This is a genomic window from Enterobacter cloacae complex sp. AR_0002, assembly GCF_001922365.1.
Taxonomy (GTDB): domain Bacteria; phylum Pseudomonadota; class Gammaproteobacteria; order Enterobacterales; family Enterobacteriaceae; genus Enterobacter; species Enterobacter hormaechei_C.
This window is the reverse complement of sequence record NZ_CP018814.1, coordinates 3,395,597-3,412,912: the sequence shown is the minus strand read 5'-3', so window position 1 is coordinate 3,412,912 and position 17,316 is coordinate 3,395,597. Positions and strand designations below refer to the sequence as shown.

The 17,316-nt window shown below is 52.8% G+C and carries 16 protein-coding genes and 5 tRNA genes; 20 read left to right on the top strand and 1 reads right to left on the bottom strand.

Features of this window, described 5'->3' with window-relative positions:
• Positions 1-2 precede the first annotated feature (2 nt).
• The 9 genes from AM329_RS16905 (at position 3) to dppF (ending at position 10,414) form a co-directional block, all read left to right on the top strand.
• Positions 3-545: a lipase gene (locus AM329_RS16905; protein ID WP_022650194.1), complete on the top strand. Its 543-nt coding sequence runs from the start codon at positions 3-5 to the stop codon at positions 543-545.
• A gap of 238 nt (positions 546-783) precedes the next feature.
• Entirely contained in the window at positions 784-1,986 is a 1,203-nt protein-coding gene (locus AM329_RS16900) for an MFS transporter (protein WP_022650195.1), read from the top strand.
• A gap of 239 nt (positions 1,987-2,225) precedes the next feature.
• Positions 2,226-3,920, top strand: coding sequence for a kdo(2)-lipid A phosphoethanolamine 7''-transferase (gene eptB, locus AM329_RS16895; protein WP_023323998.1), 1,695 nt, complete (start codon positions 2,226-2,228; stop codon positions 3,918-3,920).
• 91 nt (positions 3,921-4,011) lie between these two features.
• Positions 4,012-4,088 (top strand) — tRNA-Pro (locus AM329_RS16890).
• 621 nt (positions 4,089-4,709) lie between these two features.
• Positions 4,710-6,317, top strand: a complete 1,608-nt coding sequence (dppA, locus tag AM329_RS16885) for a dipeptide ABC transporter periplasmic-binding protein DppA (RefSeq protein ID WP_003860756.1) — start codon at positions 4,710-4,712, stop codon at positions 6,315-6,317.
• A 161-nt stretch (positions 6,318-6,478) separates the two neighbouring features.
• Positions 6,479-7,498, top strand: coding sequence for a dipeptide ABC transporter permease DppB (gene dppB, locus AM329_RS16880; RefSeq protein ID WP_006810536.1), 1,020 nt, complete (start codon positions 6,479-6,481; stop codon positions 7,496-7,498).
• A 9-nt stretch (positions 7,499-7,507) separates the two neighbouring features.
• Positions 7,508-8,410 (top strand): dipeptide ABC transporter permease DppC, encoded by a 903-nt coding sequence (gene dppC / locus AM329_RS16875; RefSeq protein ID WP_003862349.1) that lies wholly within the window; start codon positions 7,508-7,510, stop codon positions 8,408-8,410.
• Positions 8,411-8,420: 10 nt separating this feature from the next.
• On the top strand, positions 8,421-9,404 hold the full coding sequence (dppD, locus tag AM329_RS16870) for a dipeptide ABC transporter ATP-binding protein (protein WP_022650197.1): 984 nt from the start codon (positions 8,421-8,423) through the stop codon (positions 9,402-9,404).
• Positions 9,401-10,414 carry a dipeptide ABC transporter ATP-binding subunit DppF gene (gene dppF / locus AM329_RS16865; protein WP_022650198.1) on the top strand — a complete coding sequence of 338 codons (1,014 nt, stop codon included), beginning with the start codon at positions 9,401-9,403 and terminating at the stop codon, positions 10,412-10,414. Before dppD ends, dppF begins: the two co-directional genes overlap by 4 nt.
• 41 nt (positions 10,415-10,455) lie before the next feature.
• Here dppF and coaA read toward each other — a convergent pair whose 3' ends face one another.
• Entirely contained in the window at positions 10,456-11,406 is a 951-nt protein-coding gene (coaA, locus tag AM329_RS16860) for a type I pantothenate kinase (protein ID WP_015569977.1), read from the bottom strand.
• Between the two features lie 317 nt (positions 11,407-11,723).
• Here coaA and AM329_RS16855 point away from each other — a divergent pair.
• The 11 genes from AM329_RS16855 to rplL all read left to right on the top strand — a co-directional run bounded on the left by AM329_RS16855 (position 11,724) and on the right by rplL (position 17,138).
• A tRNA-Thr gene (locus AM329_RS16855) sits at positions 11,724-11,799 on the top strand.
• Between the two features lie 8 nt (positions 11,800-11,807).
• Positions 11,808-11,892, top strand: a tRNA-Tyr gene (locus tag AM329_RS16850).
• Positions 11,893-12,008: 116 nt separating this feature from the next.
• Positions 12,009-12,083, top strand: a tRNA-Gly gene (locus AM329_RS16845).
• A gap of 6 nt (positions 12,084-12,089) precedes the next feature.
• Positions 12,090-12,165 (top strand) — tRNA-Thr (locus AM329_RS16840).
• A 118-nt stretch (positions 12,166-12,283) separates the two neighbouring features.
• The gene (gene tuf, locus AM329_RS16835) at positions 12,284-13,468 is read left to right on the top strand and encodes an elongation factor Tu (RefSeq protein WP_023323999.1); all 1,185 of its coding nucleotides are present in this window, start codon (positions 12,284-12,286) and stop codon (positions 13,466-13,468) included.
• Positions 13,469-13,695: 227 nt separating this feature from the next.
• Positions 13,696-14,079 carry a preprotein translocase subunit SecE gene (gene secE / locus AM329_RS16830; RefSeq protein ID WP_003862342.1) on the top strand — a complete coding sequence of 128 codons (384 nt, stop codon included), beginning with the start codon at positions 13,696-13,698 and terminating at the stop codon, positions 14,077-14,079.
• A gap of 1 nt (position 14,080) precedes the next feature.
• Positions 14,081-14,626 carry a transcription termination/antitermination protein NusG gene (gene nusG, locus AM329_RS16825; RefSeq protein ID WP_003862341.1) on the top strand — a complete coding sequence of 182 codons (546 nt, stop codon included), beginning with the start codon at positions 14,081-14,083 and terminating at the stop codon, positions 14,624-14,626.
• Between the two features lie 156 nt (positions 14,627-14,782).
• Complete coding sequence (rplK, locus tag AM329_RS16820; protein ID WP_003862340.1) at positions 14,783-15,211, top strand: 50S ribosomal protein L11; 429 nt, start codon at positions 14,783-14,785, stop codon at positions 15,209-15,211.
• A gap of 3 nt (positions 15,212-15,214) precedes the next feature.
• Positions 15,215-15,919, top strand: a complete 705-nt coding sequence (rplA, locus tag AM329_RS16815) for a 50S ribosomal protein L1 (protein WP_006810530.1) — start codon at positions 15,215-15,217, stop codon at positions 15,917-15,919.
• A 289-nt stretch (positions 15,920-16,208) separates the two neighbouring features.
• Positions 16,209-16,706: a 50S ribosomal protein L10 gene (rplJ, locus tag AM329_RS16805; RefSeq protein WP_003862338.1), complete on the top strand. Its 498-nt coding sequence runs from the start codon at positions 16,209-16,211 to the stop codon at positions 16,704-16,706.
• Positions 16,707-16,772: 66 nt separating this feature from the next.
• Complete coding sequence (gene rplL / locus AM329_RS16800) at positions 16,773-17,138, top strand: 50S ribosomal protein L7/L12 (protein WP_002445276.1); 366 nt, start codon at positions 16,773-16,775, stop codon at positions 17,136-17,138.
• The last annotated feature ends 178 nt before the right edge of the window (positions 17,139-17,316 follow it).

Sequence of the window (17,316 nt, the reverse complement as noted above, 5' to 3'; positions counted from 1 at the left end):
TGATGATGATAAAAAAAATCAGTGGTCGCCATGCTGCTTCTGGCCTGGTGGGTGTTTCAGTCTGCCTGCTTTTTTGTCACACCGCTTTTGCGTGGCAACAGGAATATATCGTTTCAGATGCACAAAGTAATACGACGGAACGTTATACATGGGACGCCGATCACCAACCTCGTTATGAAGATATTCTCGCGGAGCGTATTAACCGCACGCAGAATGCTACGGGGTTTACCCTGAACGATCCCTCCGGTTCGGATGCGGAAACCGTTCTGAGCGTTGGCTGGAATTTTCCCGTGGCGGGACATTTCACCACCGGGCCCGTCATGGCGTGGCGCACTGATGGCGCCCCCCCTGTAACGGTGAATGCGTTTGAGGATACAACCACCACGCAGTCGCTTACCGATCCCCTCTGGCATGCCAGCGTGAACTCATTGGGTTGGCGTGTTGATACGCAGTATGGTGATTTACACCCCTGGGCGAAGATCAGCTATAACCAGCAAACTGAAGAAGAATATTTATATACGCTGGGATTGAGCGCCAAATTTTAAGGGTTGTTATTTTTTTAAACGATACGATAACATATTTAATACAATTATGACGGGGTCTGGAGCGATAGTGCCCACTAACAGAACAGCGCTTCATTCCCCGGCAAGGTCATTCATTCCAGATCCCAGGCATTTCATTCCTTCTCTCCTGCATTTCATTCCGTTTTTCCCCAACGCTATAAAGGTTTTGTTTATCGTTGTCCTCAGCGAATTTCCATAATTTATCTTGCAGGACACTGCCATGAACACATCAACTTATAACCGCACGCGTTGGCTGACGCTATTCGGCACCATCGTTACCCAGTTCGCACTGGGATCGGTCTATACCTGGAGCCTGTTTAACAGCGCCCTGTCCGATAAGCTCGGCGCGCCGATAAGCCAGGTGGCATTCTCCTTCGGCTTGCTGAGTCTTGGGTTAGCAATTTCCTCTTCCGTGGCGGGCAAACTTCAGGAACGTTTCGGCGTGAAGCGTGTAACCATGGCCTCCGGGATCTTGCTGGGCTTGGGATTCTTCCTGACGGCATATTCTAACAACCTGATGATGCTGTGGCTGAGCGCCGGGGTGCTGGTGGGGCTGGCGGACGGCGCAGGTTATCTGCTGACGCTGTCTAACTGCGTGAAGTGGTTCCCGGAGCGTAAAGGGCTTATCTCCGCATTTGCCATTGGTTCATATGGCCTGGGCAGCCTCGGCTTCAAATTCATCGATGCGCATCTGCTGGCCTCGGTTGGGCTTGAGAAAACCTTTATGATCTGGGGCGTGATTGTGCTGGTAATGATCCTCTTCGGCGCCACGCTGATGAAAGATGCGCCGCAGCAGGAAGTGAAAACCGTTAACGGCGTGGTGGAGAACGATTTCACCCTCGCTCAGTCCATGCGTAAGCCGCAGTACTGGATGCTGGCGGTGATGTTCCTGACGGCCTGCATGAGCGGTCTGTATGTCATCGGTGTGGCGAAAGATATCGCGCAGGGAATGGTAAAACTGGACGCGGCGACGGCGGCGAACGCCGTAACGGTCATCTCTATCGCTAACCTCTCGGGTCGTCTGGTACTGGGTATCTTGTCTGACAAAATCGCCCGGATCCGCGTGATTACGCTGGGGCAGGTGATCTCCCTGGTGGGTATGGCAGCACTGCTGTTCGCTCCGCTGAACGAGGCGACATTCTTTGCGGCGATAGCCTGCGTAGCCTTTAACTTTGGCGGCACTATTACCGTCTTCCCGTCGCTGGTGAGCGAGTTCTTCGGCCTGAACAACCTGGCGAAAAACTACGGCGTGATTTATCTCGGCTTCGGTATCGGCAGTATTTGCGGTTCACTGATTGCCTCGCTGTTTGGTGGCTTCTACGTGACATTCTGCGTGATATTTGCCTTGCTGATTATTTCGCTGGCGCTGTCCACCACGATTCGTCAGCCGCAGCGCGAGGTATATAAAGAAGCGCATGCATGATTCGATAAAAAGGGGCCGCAGGGCCTCTTTTATTTATTTCTAAATCGCTTCCGGACTTGCTATTTTGTAAAAATCTTCATCGATTCACATTCTCTGCTGCCACTTTTCTTTCCTGCTGTGGTCTACTTATCGCGCTTGTAGACGTTTCTGATAACGGTTTCTCTCGCATCTACTTACTCTGTCAGCTTTCTCACTGAGATTCGGCGGGTCTTTATACCCCTTCCCCCAGGGTTGTTTGCATGAAATATATTAGGTCTCTTACCCAGCAAAGATTGTGTCTGATGCTGGCTGTCTATATCGGTTTGTTTCTGAATGGCGCGGTGCTGTTCAGACGAGTGGAAGGTTATTTCGAACACCTCACTGTAAGAAATGGAATTTTTGCCGCGATTGAAGTGTTTGGCTCAATTCTGGCGACCTTCTTCCTGCTACGTCTGCTCTCGCTTTTTGGCAGACGTACATGGCAGGTTCTGGCCTCGCTGGTGGTGATTATCTCCGCCGCCGCAAGCTATTACATGACATTCATGAATGTGGTCATTGGCTACGGTATTGTGGCCTCGGTGATGACCACGGACATCGACCTCTCGAAAGAGGTGGTGGGTCAAGGGTTCATCCTGTGGACGATTCTGACCTGCCTGATCCCGCTCTTCTTTATCTGGAGTAACACCTGCCGCTACACCCTGTTACGCCAGCTGCGTACCCGGGGACAGCGCATCCGCAACGTCGCCGTCGTTCTTCTGGCGGGTCTGCTGGTGTGGGCGCCTATTCGCCTGATGGAAAAACAGCAAAAAAGGATCGAAAAAGCGACAGGCGTGGATATGCCAAGCTACGGCGGCGTGGTGGCTAACTCGTATCTGCCGTCTAACTGGCTGTCGGCGTTAGGTCTTTATGCCTGGGCTCAGGCGGACGAATCCAGCGATGTGAAATCGCTGATTAACCCAACCAAAAAGTTCACCTACCAGGCTCCGGCTGACGGGCTGGATGATACTTACGTGGTCTTCGTTATCGGCGAAACGACGCGCTGGGATCATATGGGTATCCTCGGTTATGACCGCGATACCACCCCGAAACTGGCGCAGGAAAAGAATCTTGTAGCTTACCGCGGCTACTCCTGCGATACCGCCACGAAGCTCTCGTTGCGCTGTATGTTTGTTCGTGAGGGCGGTGCGAGTGATAATCCTCAGCGTACTCTCAAAGAGCAAAACGTGTTTGCTGTTCTGAAGCAGCTTGGATTTAGCTCCGATCTGTTCGCCATGCAAAGTGAGATGTGGTTCTACACCAACACCATGGCGGATAACATCGCCTACCGCGAGCAGATTGGCGCCGAGCCGCGTAACCGCGGAAAGAACGTTGATGACATGCTGCTGCTCTCTGAGATGGAACAGTCACTGAAAAACCATCCGCAGGGTAAGCATCTTATTGTTCTGCATACCAAAGGGTCACACTACAGCTACTATCAGCGTTACACGCGCGATTTCGCCAAATGGACGCCTGAGTGCGTCGGCATTAACAAGAACTGTAGCAAGCAGGAGCTGATCAATGCCTATGATAACTCGATTCTGTATGTGGATACCTTCCTCAGTCGGGTGATCGACCAGCTTCGCGATAAGAAAGCGATTGTGATCTACGCGGCCGACCACGGCGAGTCCATCAACGAGAAAGAGCATTTACACGGTACGCCGCGTAAGCTGGCCCCGCCTGAGCAGTTCCGCGTGCCGATGATCATGTGGATGTCGGATAAGTACCTGGAAAATCCGGACAAAGCCAAAATGTTTGCCCATCTGAAACAGCAGGCAGAGATCAAGGTACCGCGCCGTCACGTTGAGCTGTACGACACCATTATGGGCTGTCTCGGCTATACCTCACCGAACGGTGGGATTAACGAAAACAACAACTGGTGTAAACTCCCTGATAACACCACAAAAGCCGCGCAGTAGCTGGTCTGGCGAGAATATCGCCAGTTGAATGGCTTTTTGAAAATAAGGGATTGACGGGGGCGCACCTCAGCAGTAAGATGCGCTCCGCATTCGGCGAGTAGCGCAGCTTGGTAGCGCAACTGGTTTGGGACCAGTGGGTCGGAGGTTCGAATCCTCTCTCGCCGACCACATTCTAAAAAGGGCTAACCGCAAGGTTAGCCCTTTTTGCATTAACGCGTTACCCCGCACGAGTCCTCAAAATACCCCTTAGCCCTGCTTCCCCCTGCCTGCTTGCGGTTTTGTGACATAATCCATTGTATTTTTTTATATATAGTTTGATCTTTTTTCGCGTTGCTTATGGATAACCTCAGCATTTTTCGCTGTGCGTTTTAACGTTCGCGGTATTTAGTGCTCAGATAATCACCATCCTGTAAGAAAATTTACCCATTCTGAATAAAACTTAATCACTGAGTGTTGCGAAATATGAAGATAATTGTGCTGCATCATGGCGAGTAGCATAAATTTCTCTGCTGAAAACTCACGGTCAGGGTTTTTTTAATCTTTGTTTGCGGTTTCTCACACTCCAAGTAAATCCCCGCCACCTGTATTGACGTTTTCACATTCTGTTGACAGATTGTAGGGCACGAGGGGCATTTCAGGGAGGATCTGCGCTGCAACTCAAACGCTCTTCTGAAAGGATTCTCTATCCCTTTTAACGCCTTCGGGCATCACCGACCGGACCGGGTAAAAAATAAATAAAGGTCAGGCGGCGTAACACAACAAAGCAAAACATCACATTGGAGCACAATAATGAGTATTTCCTTGAAGAAGTCAGGGATGCTGAAGCTTGGTCTGAGCCTGGTGGCCATGACCGTTGCAGCAAGCGTACAGGCAAAAACCCTGGTTTACTGTTCTGAAGGCTCTCCGGAAGGCTTTAACCCACAGCTCTTTACCTCTGGTACGACTTACGACGCAAGCTCTGTACCGATCTATAACCGTCTGGTTGAATTTAAAACCGGCACCACGGAAGTGATTCCTGGCCTGGCTGAAAAGTGGGATATCAGCGAAGACGGTAAAACCTATACCTTCCACCTGCGTCAGGGCGTGAAGTGGCAGGACAGCAAAGAATTTAAACCTACGCGCGACTTTAACGCCGACGACGTTGTGTTCTCCTTCGACCGTCAGAAAAATGCCCAGAACCCGTACCATAAAGTGTCTGGCGGCAGCTATGAATACTTCGAAGGGATGGGTCTGCCAGACCTGATCGCTGAAGTGAAAAAAGTGGACGATAAAACCGTCCAGTTTGTGCTGACGCGTCCGGAAGCGCCATTCCTGGCTGACCTGGCGATGGACTTCGCCTCGATTCTCTCTAAAGAGTATGCGGACAACATGCTGAAAGCCGGCACTCCGGAAAAAGTGGACCTGAACCCAATCGGTACCGGCCCGTTCCAGCTGCTTCAGTACCAGAAAGATTCCCGTATTCTGTATAAAGCCTTCCCGGGCTACTGGGGCACCAAGCCGCAGATCGACCGTCTGGTCTTCTCCATCACGCCTGACGCATCCGTGCGTTACGCAAAATTGCAGAAAAACGAATGTCAGGTGATGCCGTATCCAAACCCGGCTGACATCGCGCGCATGAAGCAGGACAAAAATATCAACCTGCTGGAGCAGGCGGGCCTGAACGTGGGTTATCTCTCCTTCAACACCGAGAAGAAACCGTTCGATGACGTGAAAGTGCGTCAGGCGCTGACCTACGCGGTGAACAAAGAAGCGATCATCAAAGCCGTTTACCAGGGCGCAGGCGTTGCGGCCAAGAACCTGATCCCACCAACCATGTGGGGCTATAACGACGACATTAAGGACTACACCTACGATCCTGAGAAAGCGAAAGCGCTGCTGAAAGAAGCGGGCCAGGACAAAGGCTTTACCGTTGAGCTGTGGGCGATGCCGGTACAGCGTCCTTACAACCCGAACGCACGCCGTATGGCGGAAATGGTTCAGGCTGACTGGGCGAAGATTGGCGTACAGGCCAAGATTGTGACCTACGAGTGGGGCGAGTACCTGAAGCGCGCCAAAGCGGGTGAACACCAGGCGGTCATGATGGGCTGGACCGGTGACAACGGGGATCCGGACAACTTCTTCGCGACCCTGTTCAGCTGTGCGGCAGCGAAAGACGGTTCTAACTATTCTCGCTGGTGCTACAAGCCGTTTGAAGATCTGATCCAGCCGGCGCGTGCGACCGACGATCACAACAAACGTATCGAACTGTACAAGCAAGCGCAGGTTGTCATGCACGATCAGGCTCCGGCGCTGATTGTTGCTCACTCCACCGTGTACGAGCCAGTGCGTAAAGAAGTGAAGGGCTACGTGGTCGATCCACTGGGCAAACACCACTTCGAAAACGTGTCTGTTGAATAATAAGTAGGGTGTTCTCCCTCTCCCTCCTGGAGAGGGCAGGGGTGAGGGGCGTGCATGCACCCCCTCACCCTAACCCTCTCCTACAGGGAGAGGGAATTTACATTTGTGAGCAATACAGACGTCACGCCACTGAGTGTGCGTCATCAGAGAGAATCCGGGTTATGTTGCAGTTCATCCTCCGACGTCTGGGACTGGTTATCCCGACGTTTATCGGTATCACCCTTCTCACTTTTGCCTTCGTCCATATGATCCCGGGTGATCCGGTGATGATTATGGCGGGCGAGCGTGGTATCTCCCCTGAACGTCATGCGCAACTGCTGGCTGAACTCGGCCTTGATAAGCCGATGTGGCAGCAGTATCTCCACTATATCTGGGGCGTGTTGCACGGCGATTTAGGGATTTCACTGAAAAGCCGTCTTCCGGTGTGGGACGAGTTCGTACCTCGCTTTAAAGCGACGCTGGAACTCGGTATCTGCGCCATGATCTTCGCGACCGCGGTAGGGATCCCCGTTGGCGTACTGGCTGCCGTTAAACGTGGCTCTATTTTTGACCACACCGCTGTTGGCCTGGCACTGACCGGCTACTCCATGCCTATCTTCTGGTGGGGCATGATGCTGATCATGCTGGTCTCGGTGCAGTGGAACCTGACGCCGGTCTCCGGACGCGTCAGCGATATGGTTTTCCTTGACGACACCAATCCGTTAACCGGCTTTATGCTGATTGATACGGCGATCTGGGGCGAAGAGGGCAACTTCATTGATGCGGTTGCGCACATGATCCTGCCTGCAATGGTGCTGGGCACCATCCCTCTGGCGGTGATCGTGCGTATGACCCGTTCCTCCATGCTGGAAGTGCTGGGCGAGGATTATATTCGTACTGCCCGCGCTAAAGGCCTGACCCGTATGCGCGTCATCATCATTCATGCCCTGCGAAACGCTATGCTGCCGGTGGTAACCGTTATCGGTTTGCAGGTCGGTACGCTGCTGGCGGGGGCGATCCTGACCGAAACCATCTTCTCCTGGCCGGGTCTTGGACGCTGGCTGATTGATGCGCTGCAACGCCGTGACTATCCGGTTGTGCAGGGCGGTGTACTGCTGGTCGCGACGATGATTATTCTCGTCAACCTGCTGGTCGATTTGCTGTACGGCGTGGTGAACCCGCGTATTCGTCATAAGAAGTAAGGGGCCATCATGTCACAAGTTACTCAAAATAAAGTGGTCACCGCACCGGTGCCAATGACGCCGATGCAGGAATTCTGGCACTACTTCAAGCGCAACAAAGGCGCGGTCGTCGGGCTGGTGTATGTTTCCATCATGATCCTGATTGCGGTGTTTGCGAACGTCCTTGCGCCGTATAACCCGGCTGATCAGTTCCGCGATGCGCTGCTGGCACCTCCTGCATGGCAGGACGGCGGAAGCCTGGCGCACCTGCTGGGCACCGACGACGTGGGTCGCGATGTGCTTTCGCGCCTGATGTACGGCGCACGCCTGTCGCTGCTGGTTGGCTGCCTCGTTGTCGTACTGTCGCTGATCATGGGGATCGTACTCGGCCTGGTGGCAGGCTACTTCGGCGGCATTGTTGATAACATCATCATGCGCGTCGTCGACATTATGCTGGCATTACCAAGCCTGCTGCTGGCGCTGGTGCTGGTGGCGATCTTCGGTCCGTCGATTGGTAACGCCGCGCTTGCGCTGACGTTTGTTGCGCTACCGCACTATGTGCGTCTGACCCGTGCGGCGGTGCTGGTGGAAGTGAACCGCGACTACGTTACCGCCTCTCGCGTGGCGGGTGCCGGTGCGATGCGTCAGATGTTTATCAATATCTTCCCAAACTGCCTTGCGCCGCTGATTGTTCAGGCGTCGCTCGGTTTCTCTAACGCCATTCTTGATATGGCCGCTCTTGGCTTCCTTGGCATGGGTGCGCAGCCGCCAACACCGGAGTGGGGCACCATGCTCTCCGACGTGTTGCAGTTCGCGCAAAGCGCCTGGTGGGTCGTCACCTTCCCGGGTCTGGCGATTCTGCTGACGGTGCTGGCATTTAACCTGATGGGTGATGGTCTGCGTGATGCACTTGATCCCAAACTGAAGCAGTAAGAGGCACGAGATGGCGTTATTAAATGTAAATAAATTATCCGTGCACTTTGGCGACGAAGGCACACCGTTTCGCGCCGTGGACCGTATCAGCTACAGCGTTAATCAGGGCGAAGTGGTCGGGATTGTAGGAGAGTCGGGCTCCGGTAAGTCAGTGAGTTCGCTGGCGATTATGGGGCTGATTGACTACCCCGGCCGCGTGATGGCAGAAAATCTGGAGTTCAACGGTCAGGATCTGAAGCGTATTTCCGAAAAACAGCGCCGCCAGCTGGTGGGCGCGGAAGTGGCGATGATCTTCCAGGACCCCATGACCAGCCTGAACCCATGCTACACCGTGGGTTTCCAGATTATGGAAGCGATTAAGGTGCATCAGGGTGGGAATAAGAAAACCCGTCGCCAGCGTGCTATCGATCTGCTGAACCAGGTGGGGATACCTGACCCAGCATCGCGTCTGGACGTTTACCCGCATCAGCTTTCCGGCGGCATGAGTCAGCGCGTGATGATCGCCATGGCGATTGCCTGTCGACCAAAACTGCTGATTGCCGATGAACCAACTACCGCGCTGGACGTGACCATCCAGGCGCAAATCATCGAGCTGCTGCTGGAGTTGCAGCAGAAAGAGAATATGGCGCTGGTGCTGATTACGCACGACCTGGCGCTGGTGGCGGAAGCGGCACACAAAATCATCGTGATGTACGCGGGTCAGGTGGTGGAGACCGGAAGTTCGCACGATATCTTCCGCGCGCCGCGTCATCCGTATACGCAGGCGTTGCTGCGTGCGCTGCCGGAGTTTGCCCAGGACAAAGCGCGTCTGGCGTCACTGCCGGGTGTGGTTCCGGGTAAATATGACCGTCCGCAGGGCTGCCTGCTGAATCCGCGCTGCCCGTATGCGACAGATAAATGCCGCGCCGAGGAGCCAGAGCTGAATCTGCTGGCCGATGGTCGGCAGTCAAAATGCCACTACCCACTCGATGATGCCGGGAGGCCAACACTATGAGTACGCACCAGGCCACCACGCAACAGCCGCTGTTGCAGGCTATCGACCTGAAAAAACATTACCCGGTGAAGAAGGGGATTTTTGCCCCCGAGCGCCTGGTAAAAGCGCTGGACGGCGTCTCCTTCAGCCTTGAACGCGGTAAAACGCTGGCGGTCGTCGGGGAGTCGGGCTGTGGGAAATCCACGCTGGGCCGTCTGCTGACGATGATTGAAACGCCAACCGGCGGCGAGCTTTACTATCAGGGCCAGGATCTGCTCAAGCACGATCCGCAGGCGCAGAAGCTGCGTCGCCAGAAAATCCAGATTGTGTTCCAGAACCCGTACGGTTCTTTAAACCCGCGTAAAAAAGTGGGGCAGATTCTGGAAGAACCGCTGCTGATTAACAGCAATCTGAGCAAAGAGCAGCGTCGTGAAAAAGCGCTGGCGATGATGGCGAAGGTGGGGCTTAAAACCGAGCATTACGATCGCTACCCGCATATGTTCTCTGGTGGTCAGCGTCAGCGTATTGCCATCGCTCGTGGGCTGATGCTTGACCCGGACGTGGTGATTGCCGATGAGCCGGTCTCAGCGCTTGACGTGTCCGTTCGCGCGCAGGTGCTTAACCTGATGATGGATTTACAGCAGGATCTGGGACTGTCGTACGTCTTCATCTCCCATGACCTGTCCGTGGTCGAGCACATTGCCGATGAGGTGATGGTGATGTATCTGGGACGCTGCGTGGAGAAGGGGACGAAAGATCAGATCTTTACTAACCCGCGTCATCCGTATACCCAGGCACTGCTGTCTGCGACGCCGCGGCTGAACCCGGATGACCGCCGTGAGCGCATTAAGCTGACCGGTGAGTTGCCAAGCCCGCTTAACCCGCCGCCGGGATGTGCGTTTAACGCCCGCTGCCGTCGCCGCTTCGGTCCGTGTACGCAGTTGCAGCCACAGCTAAAGGATTATGGTGGACAGCTGGTGGCCTGCTTCGCGGTCGATCAGGATGAAAACGGCGAAAAGCCGCATGCATAAATAAAAAACCGGCGATAAGCCGGTTTTTTTACGTCTGAGGTCTACTTCCGTAAACGAATCTGGTCGACGGCGTGTTTCTCACTCTTGGTGAGGATCAGGCTTGCGCGTTCGCGCGTCGGCAGGATGTTCTCTTTGAGGTTGACGTAGTTGATCTCATTCCACAGCCCGGTCGCCACGCTGATAGCCTCTTCTTCAGAGAGCTGGGCGTAGTTGTGGAAGTAGGAATCCGGGTCGGTGAACGCCCCTTCGCGGAACTTCAGGAAGCGGTTGATATACCAGCGTTGCAGCAAATCTTCCGGCGCATCGACATAGATTGAGAAATCGACAAAGTCAGAGACAAACACATGATGCGGATCGTGAGGGTAATCCATCCCGCTTTGCAGGACGTTTAAGCCTTCCAGAATCAGGATGTCGGGCTGCACAACCGTTTTGTCGCCATCCGGGATGCGGTCGTAGATCAGATGTGAGTAAACCGGCGCGGTAACGTGAGGTACGCCCGATTTTAGATCTGAAACAAACTTTACCAGGCGGTGCATATCATAAGAGAGCGGGAAGCCCTTCTTTTTCATCAGGCCGCGTTCTTTCAACACCTCGTTGGGATGCAGGAAGCCGTCGGTGGTGATCAGCTCCACGCTGCGGTGTTCCGGCCAGCGGCTCAGCAGCGCCTGAAGCACGCGCGCGGTGGTACTTTTACCCACTGCCACGCTGCCCGCAATACTGATGATATAAGGAATACGTTGACCGTTCGTGCCGAGGAACTGTTCCAGGACGGCCTGACGACGCAAATTGGAGCTGATATAGAAGTTAAGCAAGCGAGAGAGGGGGAGATAGATTTCTGCCACCTCTTCCAGGGAGAGATCTTCGTTTATCCCTTTTAGCCGTGCGATTTCACCTTCCGTCAGTGTCATAGGGACGGAGTCACGCAGGGCTGCCCACTGGCTACGGTTAAACTGAAGATAGGGCGTCATTAACGTTTGCTCTTTTTTGCTCATAAGCATGCTTCTGTGAACCATCACGAAACGGCGGGTGCGGGCTCATCACATAGTTAATTTTGGACAATGGGCAGGAGGTTAACACCAGATGAGAGGAATAATAAGAAAAAATATGGGAAAGCGATGCTTAACCGGGCAGGTATCACGTGGGGCTATAGCGTGCCGAAATCAGGCGTTCATGTTGAATTTTTAACCGTGAGCGGATGAATTTACAGCGGTTAGCCCTGGTTTCGAATAAAATGTGAGCGAAAGAACGTTTTATGCAATTTTTTAGTTGCATGACTGCGCAGGTCTCCATAGAATGCGCGCTACTTGATGCCGACTTAGCTCAGTAGGTAGAGCAACTGACTTGTAATCAGTAGGTCACCAGTTCGATTCCGGTAGTCGGCACCATCAAGTCCGGTGGGGTTCCCGAGCGGCCAAAGGGAGCAGACTGTAAATCTGCCGTCACAGACTTCGAAGGTTCGAATCCTTCCCCCACCACCACTTTCTGGCAGCGTCAACGCCGCCGGAGCTGGTTGGAAAAATTGACCAGCTCGAACAGAAAAGAGAGAAATCTCTTTTTTTGTTACAGAAAGAACTGGGTAGCCGAGTTTCAGGATGCGGGCATCGTATAATGGCTATTACCTCAGCCTTCCAAGCTGATGATGCGGGTTCGATTCCCGCTGCCCGCTCCAATACGTGCTGATATGGCTCAGTTGGTAGAGCGCACCCTTGGTAAGGGTGAGGTCCCCAGTTCGACTCTGGGTATCAGCACCACTTCACTTCTCCCTCCCTTTCTCTCTGTTTCAATGTAAATGTATTCAACAGTTCAGGCATTTTCGCCTGGTTGATGTGGTGATATCACCGATTTATCCGTGTCTTAGAGGGACAATCGATGTCTAAAGAAAAGTTTGAACGTACAAAACCGCACGTTAACGTCGGTACTATCGGCCACGTTGACCATGGTAAAACAACGCTGACCGCTGCAATCACTACCGTACTGGCTAAAACCTACGGCGGTGCTGCTCGTGCTTTCGACCAGATCGATAACGCACCAGAAGAAAAAGCTCGTGGTATCACCATCAACACTTCTCACGTTGAGTATGACACCCCGACTCGCCACTACGCACACGTAGACTGCCCAGGCCACGCCGACTATGTTAAAAACATGATCACCGGTGCTGCGCAGATGGACGGCGCGATCCTGGTTGTTGCTGCGACTGATGGCCCTATGCCTCAGACTCGTGAGCACATCCTGCTGGGTCGTCAGGTAGGCGTTCCTTACATCATCGTGTTCCTGAACAAGTGCGACATGGTTGATGACGAAGAGCTGCTGGAACTGGTAGAGATGGAAGTTCGTGAACTGCTGTCTCAGTACGATTTCCCAGGCGACGACACTCCAATCGTTCGTGGTTCCGCGCTGAAAGCGCTGGAAGGCGATGCAGAGTGGGAAGCGAAAATCATCGAACTGGCTGGCTTCCTGGATTCTTACATCCCAGAACCAGAGCGTGCGATTGACAAGCCATTCCTGCTGCCAATCGAAGACGTATTCTCCATCTCCGGTCGTGGTACCGTTGTTACCGGTCGTGTAGAGCGCGGTATCATCAAAGTTGGTGAAGAAGTTGAAATCGTTGGTATCAAAGAGACTGCGAAGTCTACCTGTACTGGCGTTGAAATGTTCCGCAAACTGCTGGACGAAGGCCGTGCTGGTGAGAACGTTGGTGTTCTGCTGCGTGGTATCAAACGTGAAGAAATCGAACGTGGTCAGGTTCTGGCGAAGCCAGGCTCAATCAAGCCACACACCAAGTTCGAATCTGAAGTGTACATTCTGTCCAAAGACGAAGGCGGCCGTCATACTCCGTTCTTCAAAGGCTACCGTCCACAGTTCTACTTCCGTACAACTGACGTGACCGGTACCATCGAACTGCCAGAAGGCGTAGAGATGGTAATGCCAGGCGACAACATCAAGATGGTTGTGACTCTGATCCACCCAATCGCGATGGACGACGGTCTGCGTTTCGCAATCCGTGAAGGCGGCCGTACCGTTGGCGCGGGCGTTGTTGCTAAAGTTCTCGGCTAATCGCTGATAACATTTGACGCAATGCGCAATAAAAGGGCATCATTTGATGCCCTTTTTGCACGCTTTCACATCAGAACCTGGCTCATCAGTGATTAATTTTGTCATAATCATTGCTGAGACAGGCTCTGCGGAGAGCGTATAATACGAAAAGCGAATAGCATTTCGATTGGTTTGCCTCGCACTCGCGGGGTGAAAATGTTTGTAGAATACTTCTGACAGGTTGGTTTATGAGTGCGAATACCGAAGCTCAAGGGAGCGGGCGCGGCCTGGAAGCGATGAAATGGGTAGTTGTAGCCGTGCTGCTGATTGTGGCGATTGTCGGCAACTATCTTTATCGTGACATGATGCTGCCGCTACGCGCGCTTGCAGTGGTAATTCTGATTGCTGCGGCGGGTGGTGTCGCGCTGTTGACGACGAAAGGCAAAGCGACCGTTGCGTTTGCCCGCGAAGCGCGTACCGAAGTCCGCAAGGTCATTTGGCCGACTCGCCAGGAAACATTGCACACCACGCTGATTGTAGCGGCGGTAACCGCTGTAATGTCACTGATCCTGTGGGGACTGGATGGTATTCTGGTTCGCCTGGTATCCTTTATCACTGGCCTGAGGTTCTGAGATGTCTGAAGCCCCTAAAAAGCGCTGGTACGTCGTTCAGGCGTTTTCCGGTTTTGAAGGCCGCGTAGCTACGTCGCTGCGTGAGCATATCAAATTACACAATATGGAAGAGTTATTTGGCGAAGTTATGGTTCCGACCGAAGAAGTGGTTGAGATCCGTGGCGGCCAACGTCGCAAAAGCGAACGTAAATTCTTCCCGGGTTACGTGCTGGTTCAGATGGTGATGAACGACGCGAGCTGGCACCTGGTGCGCAGCGTACCACGCGTGATGGGCTTTATCGGCGGCACATCTGACCGTCCGGCGCCAATCAGCGACAAAGAAGTTGATGCGATTATGAACCGCCTCCAGCAGGTGGGTGATAAACCGCGTCCGAAAACGCTGTTTGAACCGGGTGAGATGGTTCGTGTTAACGACGGTCCGTTTGCTGACTTTAATGGCGTCGTCGAAGAAGTGGACTACGAGAAGTCCCGCCTGAAAGTTTCCGTTTCTATCTTTGGTCGTGCGACCCCGGTAGAGCTGGACTTTGCTCAGGTAGAAAAAGCCTAAGCAGCGATCAAAAAAGCGACGATTTAATCGTTGCACAGGGCGCGAGATTGGAATACAATTTCGCGCCTTTTGTTTTTATGGGTCCCGACCCGTAAAACGAATTTTATTCACGGGGAGCCTCTCCGAGGCGTTATTACCCAATCAGAGGATTTTAGAATGGCTAAGAAAGTACAAGCCTACGTCAAGCTGCAGGTTGCAGCAGGTATGGCGAACCCAAGTCCACCAGTTGGTCCAGCTCTGGGTCAGCAGGGTGTGAACATCATGGAATTCTGTAAAGCGTTCAACGCCAAAACTGAATCCATGGAGAAAGGTCTGCCAATCCCAGTTGTAATCACTGTTTACGCTGACCGTTCTTTCACTTTCGTTACCAAAACCCCTCCAGCAGCAGTTCTGCTGAAGAAAGCAGCGGGCATCAAGTCTGGTTCCGGTAAGCCGAACAAAGACAAAGTGGGTAAAATTTCCCGCGCTCAGTTGCAGGAAATCGCGCAGACCAAAGCTGCCGACATGACTGGTTCCGACATTGAAGCGATGACTCGCTCCATCGAAGGTACTGCACGTTCCATGGGCCTGGTAGTGGAGGACTAAGAAATGGCTAAACTGACCAAGCGCATGTCCGTGATCCGTGACAAAGTTGATGCGACCAAACAGTACGACATCAACGAAGCTATCGCTCTGCTGAAAGAACTGGCTACCGCTAAGTTCGTTGAAAGCGTTGACGTTGCCGTTAACCTGGGCATCGACGCTCGTAAATCCGATCAGAACGTTCGTGGCGCAACTGTACTGCCACACGGTACTGGCCGTTCCGTACGCGTAGCTGTATTTGCTCAGGGTGCAAACGCTGAAGCTGCTAAAGCTGCCGGCGCTGAACTGGTAGGTATGGAAGATCTGGCTGATCAGATCAAGAAAGGCGAAATGAACTTTGACGTTGTTATTGCTTCTCCAGATGCAATGCGCGTTGTTGGCCAGCTGGGCCAGGTTCTGGGTCCACGCGGCCTGATGCCAAACCCGAAAGTGGGTACTGTAACCCCTAACGTTGCTGAAGCGGTTAAGAACGCTAAAGCAGGTCAGGTTCGTTATCGTAACGACAAAAACGGCATCATCCACACCACCATCGGTAAAGTGGACTTTGACGCTGACAAACTGAAAGAAAACCTGGAAGCTCTGCTGGTTGCGCTGAAAAAAGCAAAACCAACTCAGGCGAAAGGCGTGTACATCAAGAAAGTTAGCATCTCCACCACCATGGGTGCAGGTGTTGCAGTTGACCAGGCTGGCCTGAGCGCTGCTGCAAACTAATGCCTTTACGTGGGCGGTGATTTTGTCTACAATCTTACCCCCACGTTTGCTAACAAAAGTTAGCGGCTAAAAGAATTGTTCGTTGGAGCCTGGCCTATCCAGGCCTCCGTCGAAGACCGCAGGTGTTTCGCAAGAAACTTAATCCCCTGCGTAGACGGTGACAGAACGCTAAGATTATTTTAAATACTCTGGCTTGTTTCTGCTCACCGTATTAAGACGCTCTTCCCGTTGGGTCGAGTGAAGTGAGTTCCGGAACATGAGTTCCGGCAAACATCCAGGAGCAAAGCTAATGGCTTTAAATCTTCAAGACAAACAAGCGATTGTTGCTGAAGTCAGCGAAGTAGCCAAAGGCGCGCTGTCTGCAGTAGTTGCGGATTCCCGTGGCGTTACTGTAGACAAAATGACTGAACTGCGTAAAGCAGGTCGTGAAGCTGGCGTATACATGCGTGTTGTTCGTAACACCCTGCTGCGTCGCGTAGTTGAAGGTACTCAGTTCGAGTGCCTGAAAGACACGTTTGTTGGTCCGACCCTGATTGCATACTCTATGGAACACCCGGGCGCTGCTGCTCGTCTGTTCAAAGAGTTCGCGAAAGCGAATGCAAAATTTGAGGTCAAAGCTGCAGCCTTTGAAGGTGAGTTGATCCCGGCATCGCAAATCGATCGCCTGGCAACCCTGCCGACCTACGAAGAAGCAATTGCACGCCTGATGGCAACCATGAAAGAAGCTGCGGCTGGCAAACTGGTTCGCACTCTGGCTGCTGTACGCGATGCGAAAGAAGCTGCTTAATCGCAGTTATCTTTATAAAGCATTTGCTTACGTATAAACTTATTCTGATTTTCAGGAACAATTTAAATGTCTATCACTAAAGATCAAATCATTGAAGCAGTAGCAGCTATGTCCGTAATGGACGTTGTAGAGCTGGTTTCTGCAATGGAAGAAAAATTCGGTGTTTCTGCTGCTGCTGCTGTAGCTGTAGCTGCGGGCCCGGCTGAAGCTGCTGAAGAAAAAACTGAATTCGACGTAATTCTGAAAGCTGCTGGCGCGAACAAAGTTGCTGTAATCAAAGCAGTACGTGGCGCAACTGGCCTGGGTCTGAAAGAAGCTAAAGACCTGGTAGAATCTGCTCCAGCTGCGCTGAAAGAAGGCGTGAGCAAAGACGACGCAGAAGCACTGAAAAAATCTCTGGAAGAAGCTGGCGCTGAAGTTGAAGTTAAATAAGCCAACTTTTCTGGTTGCAGCCTAAGCAATTAGGCTGATGGCTGGTGACTTTTTAGTCACCAGCCTTTTTGCGCTGTAAGGCATCAGCAGCATTTCACACTGTTTGACTGCTGGTTGTCCTGACAATGCTTGTTTCTATCGACGACTTAATATACTGCGACAGGGTGCTCGCTCTGTG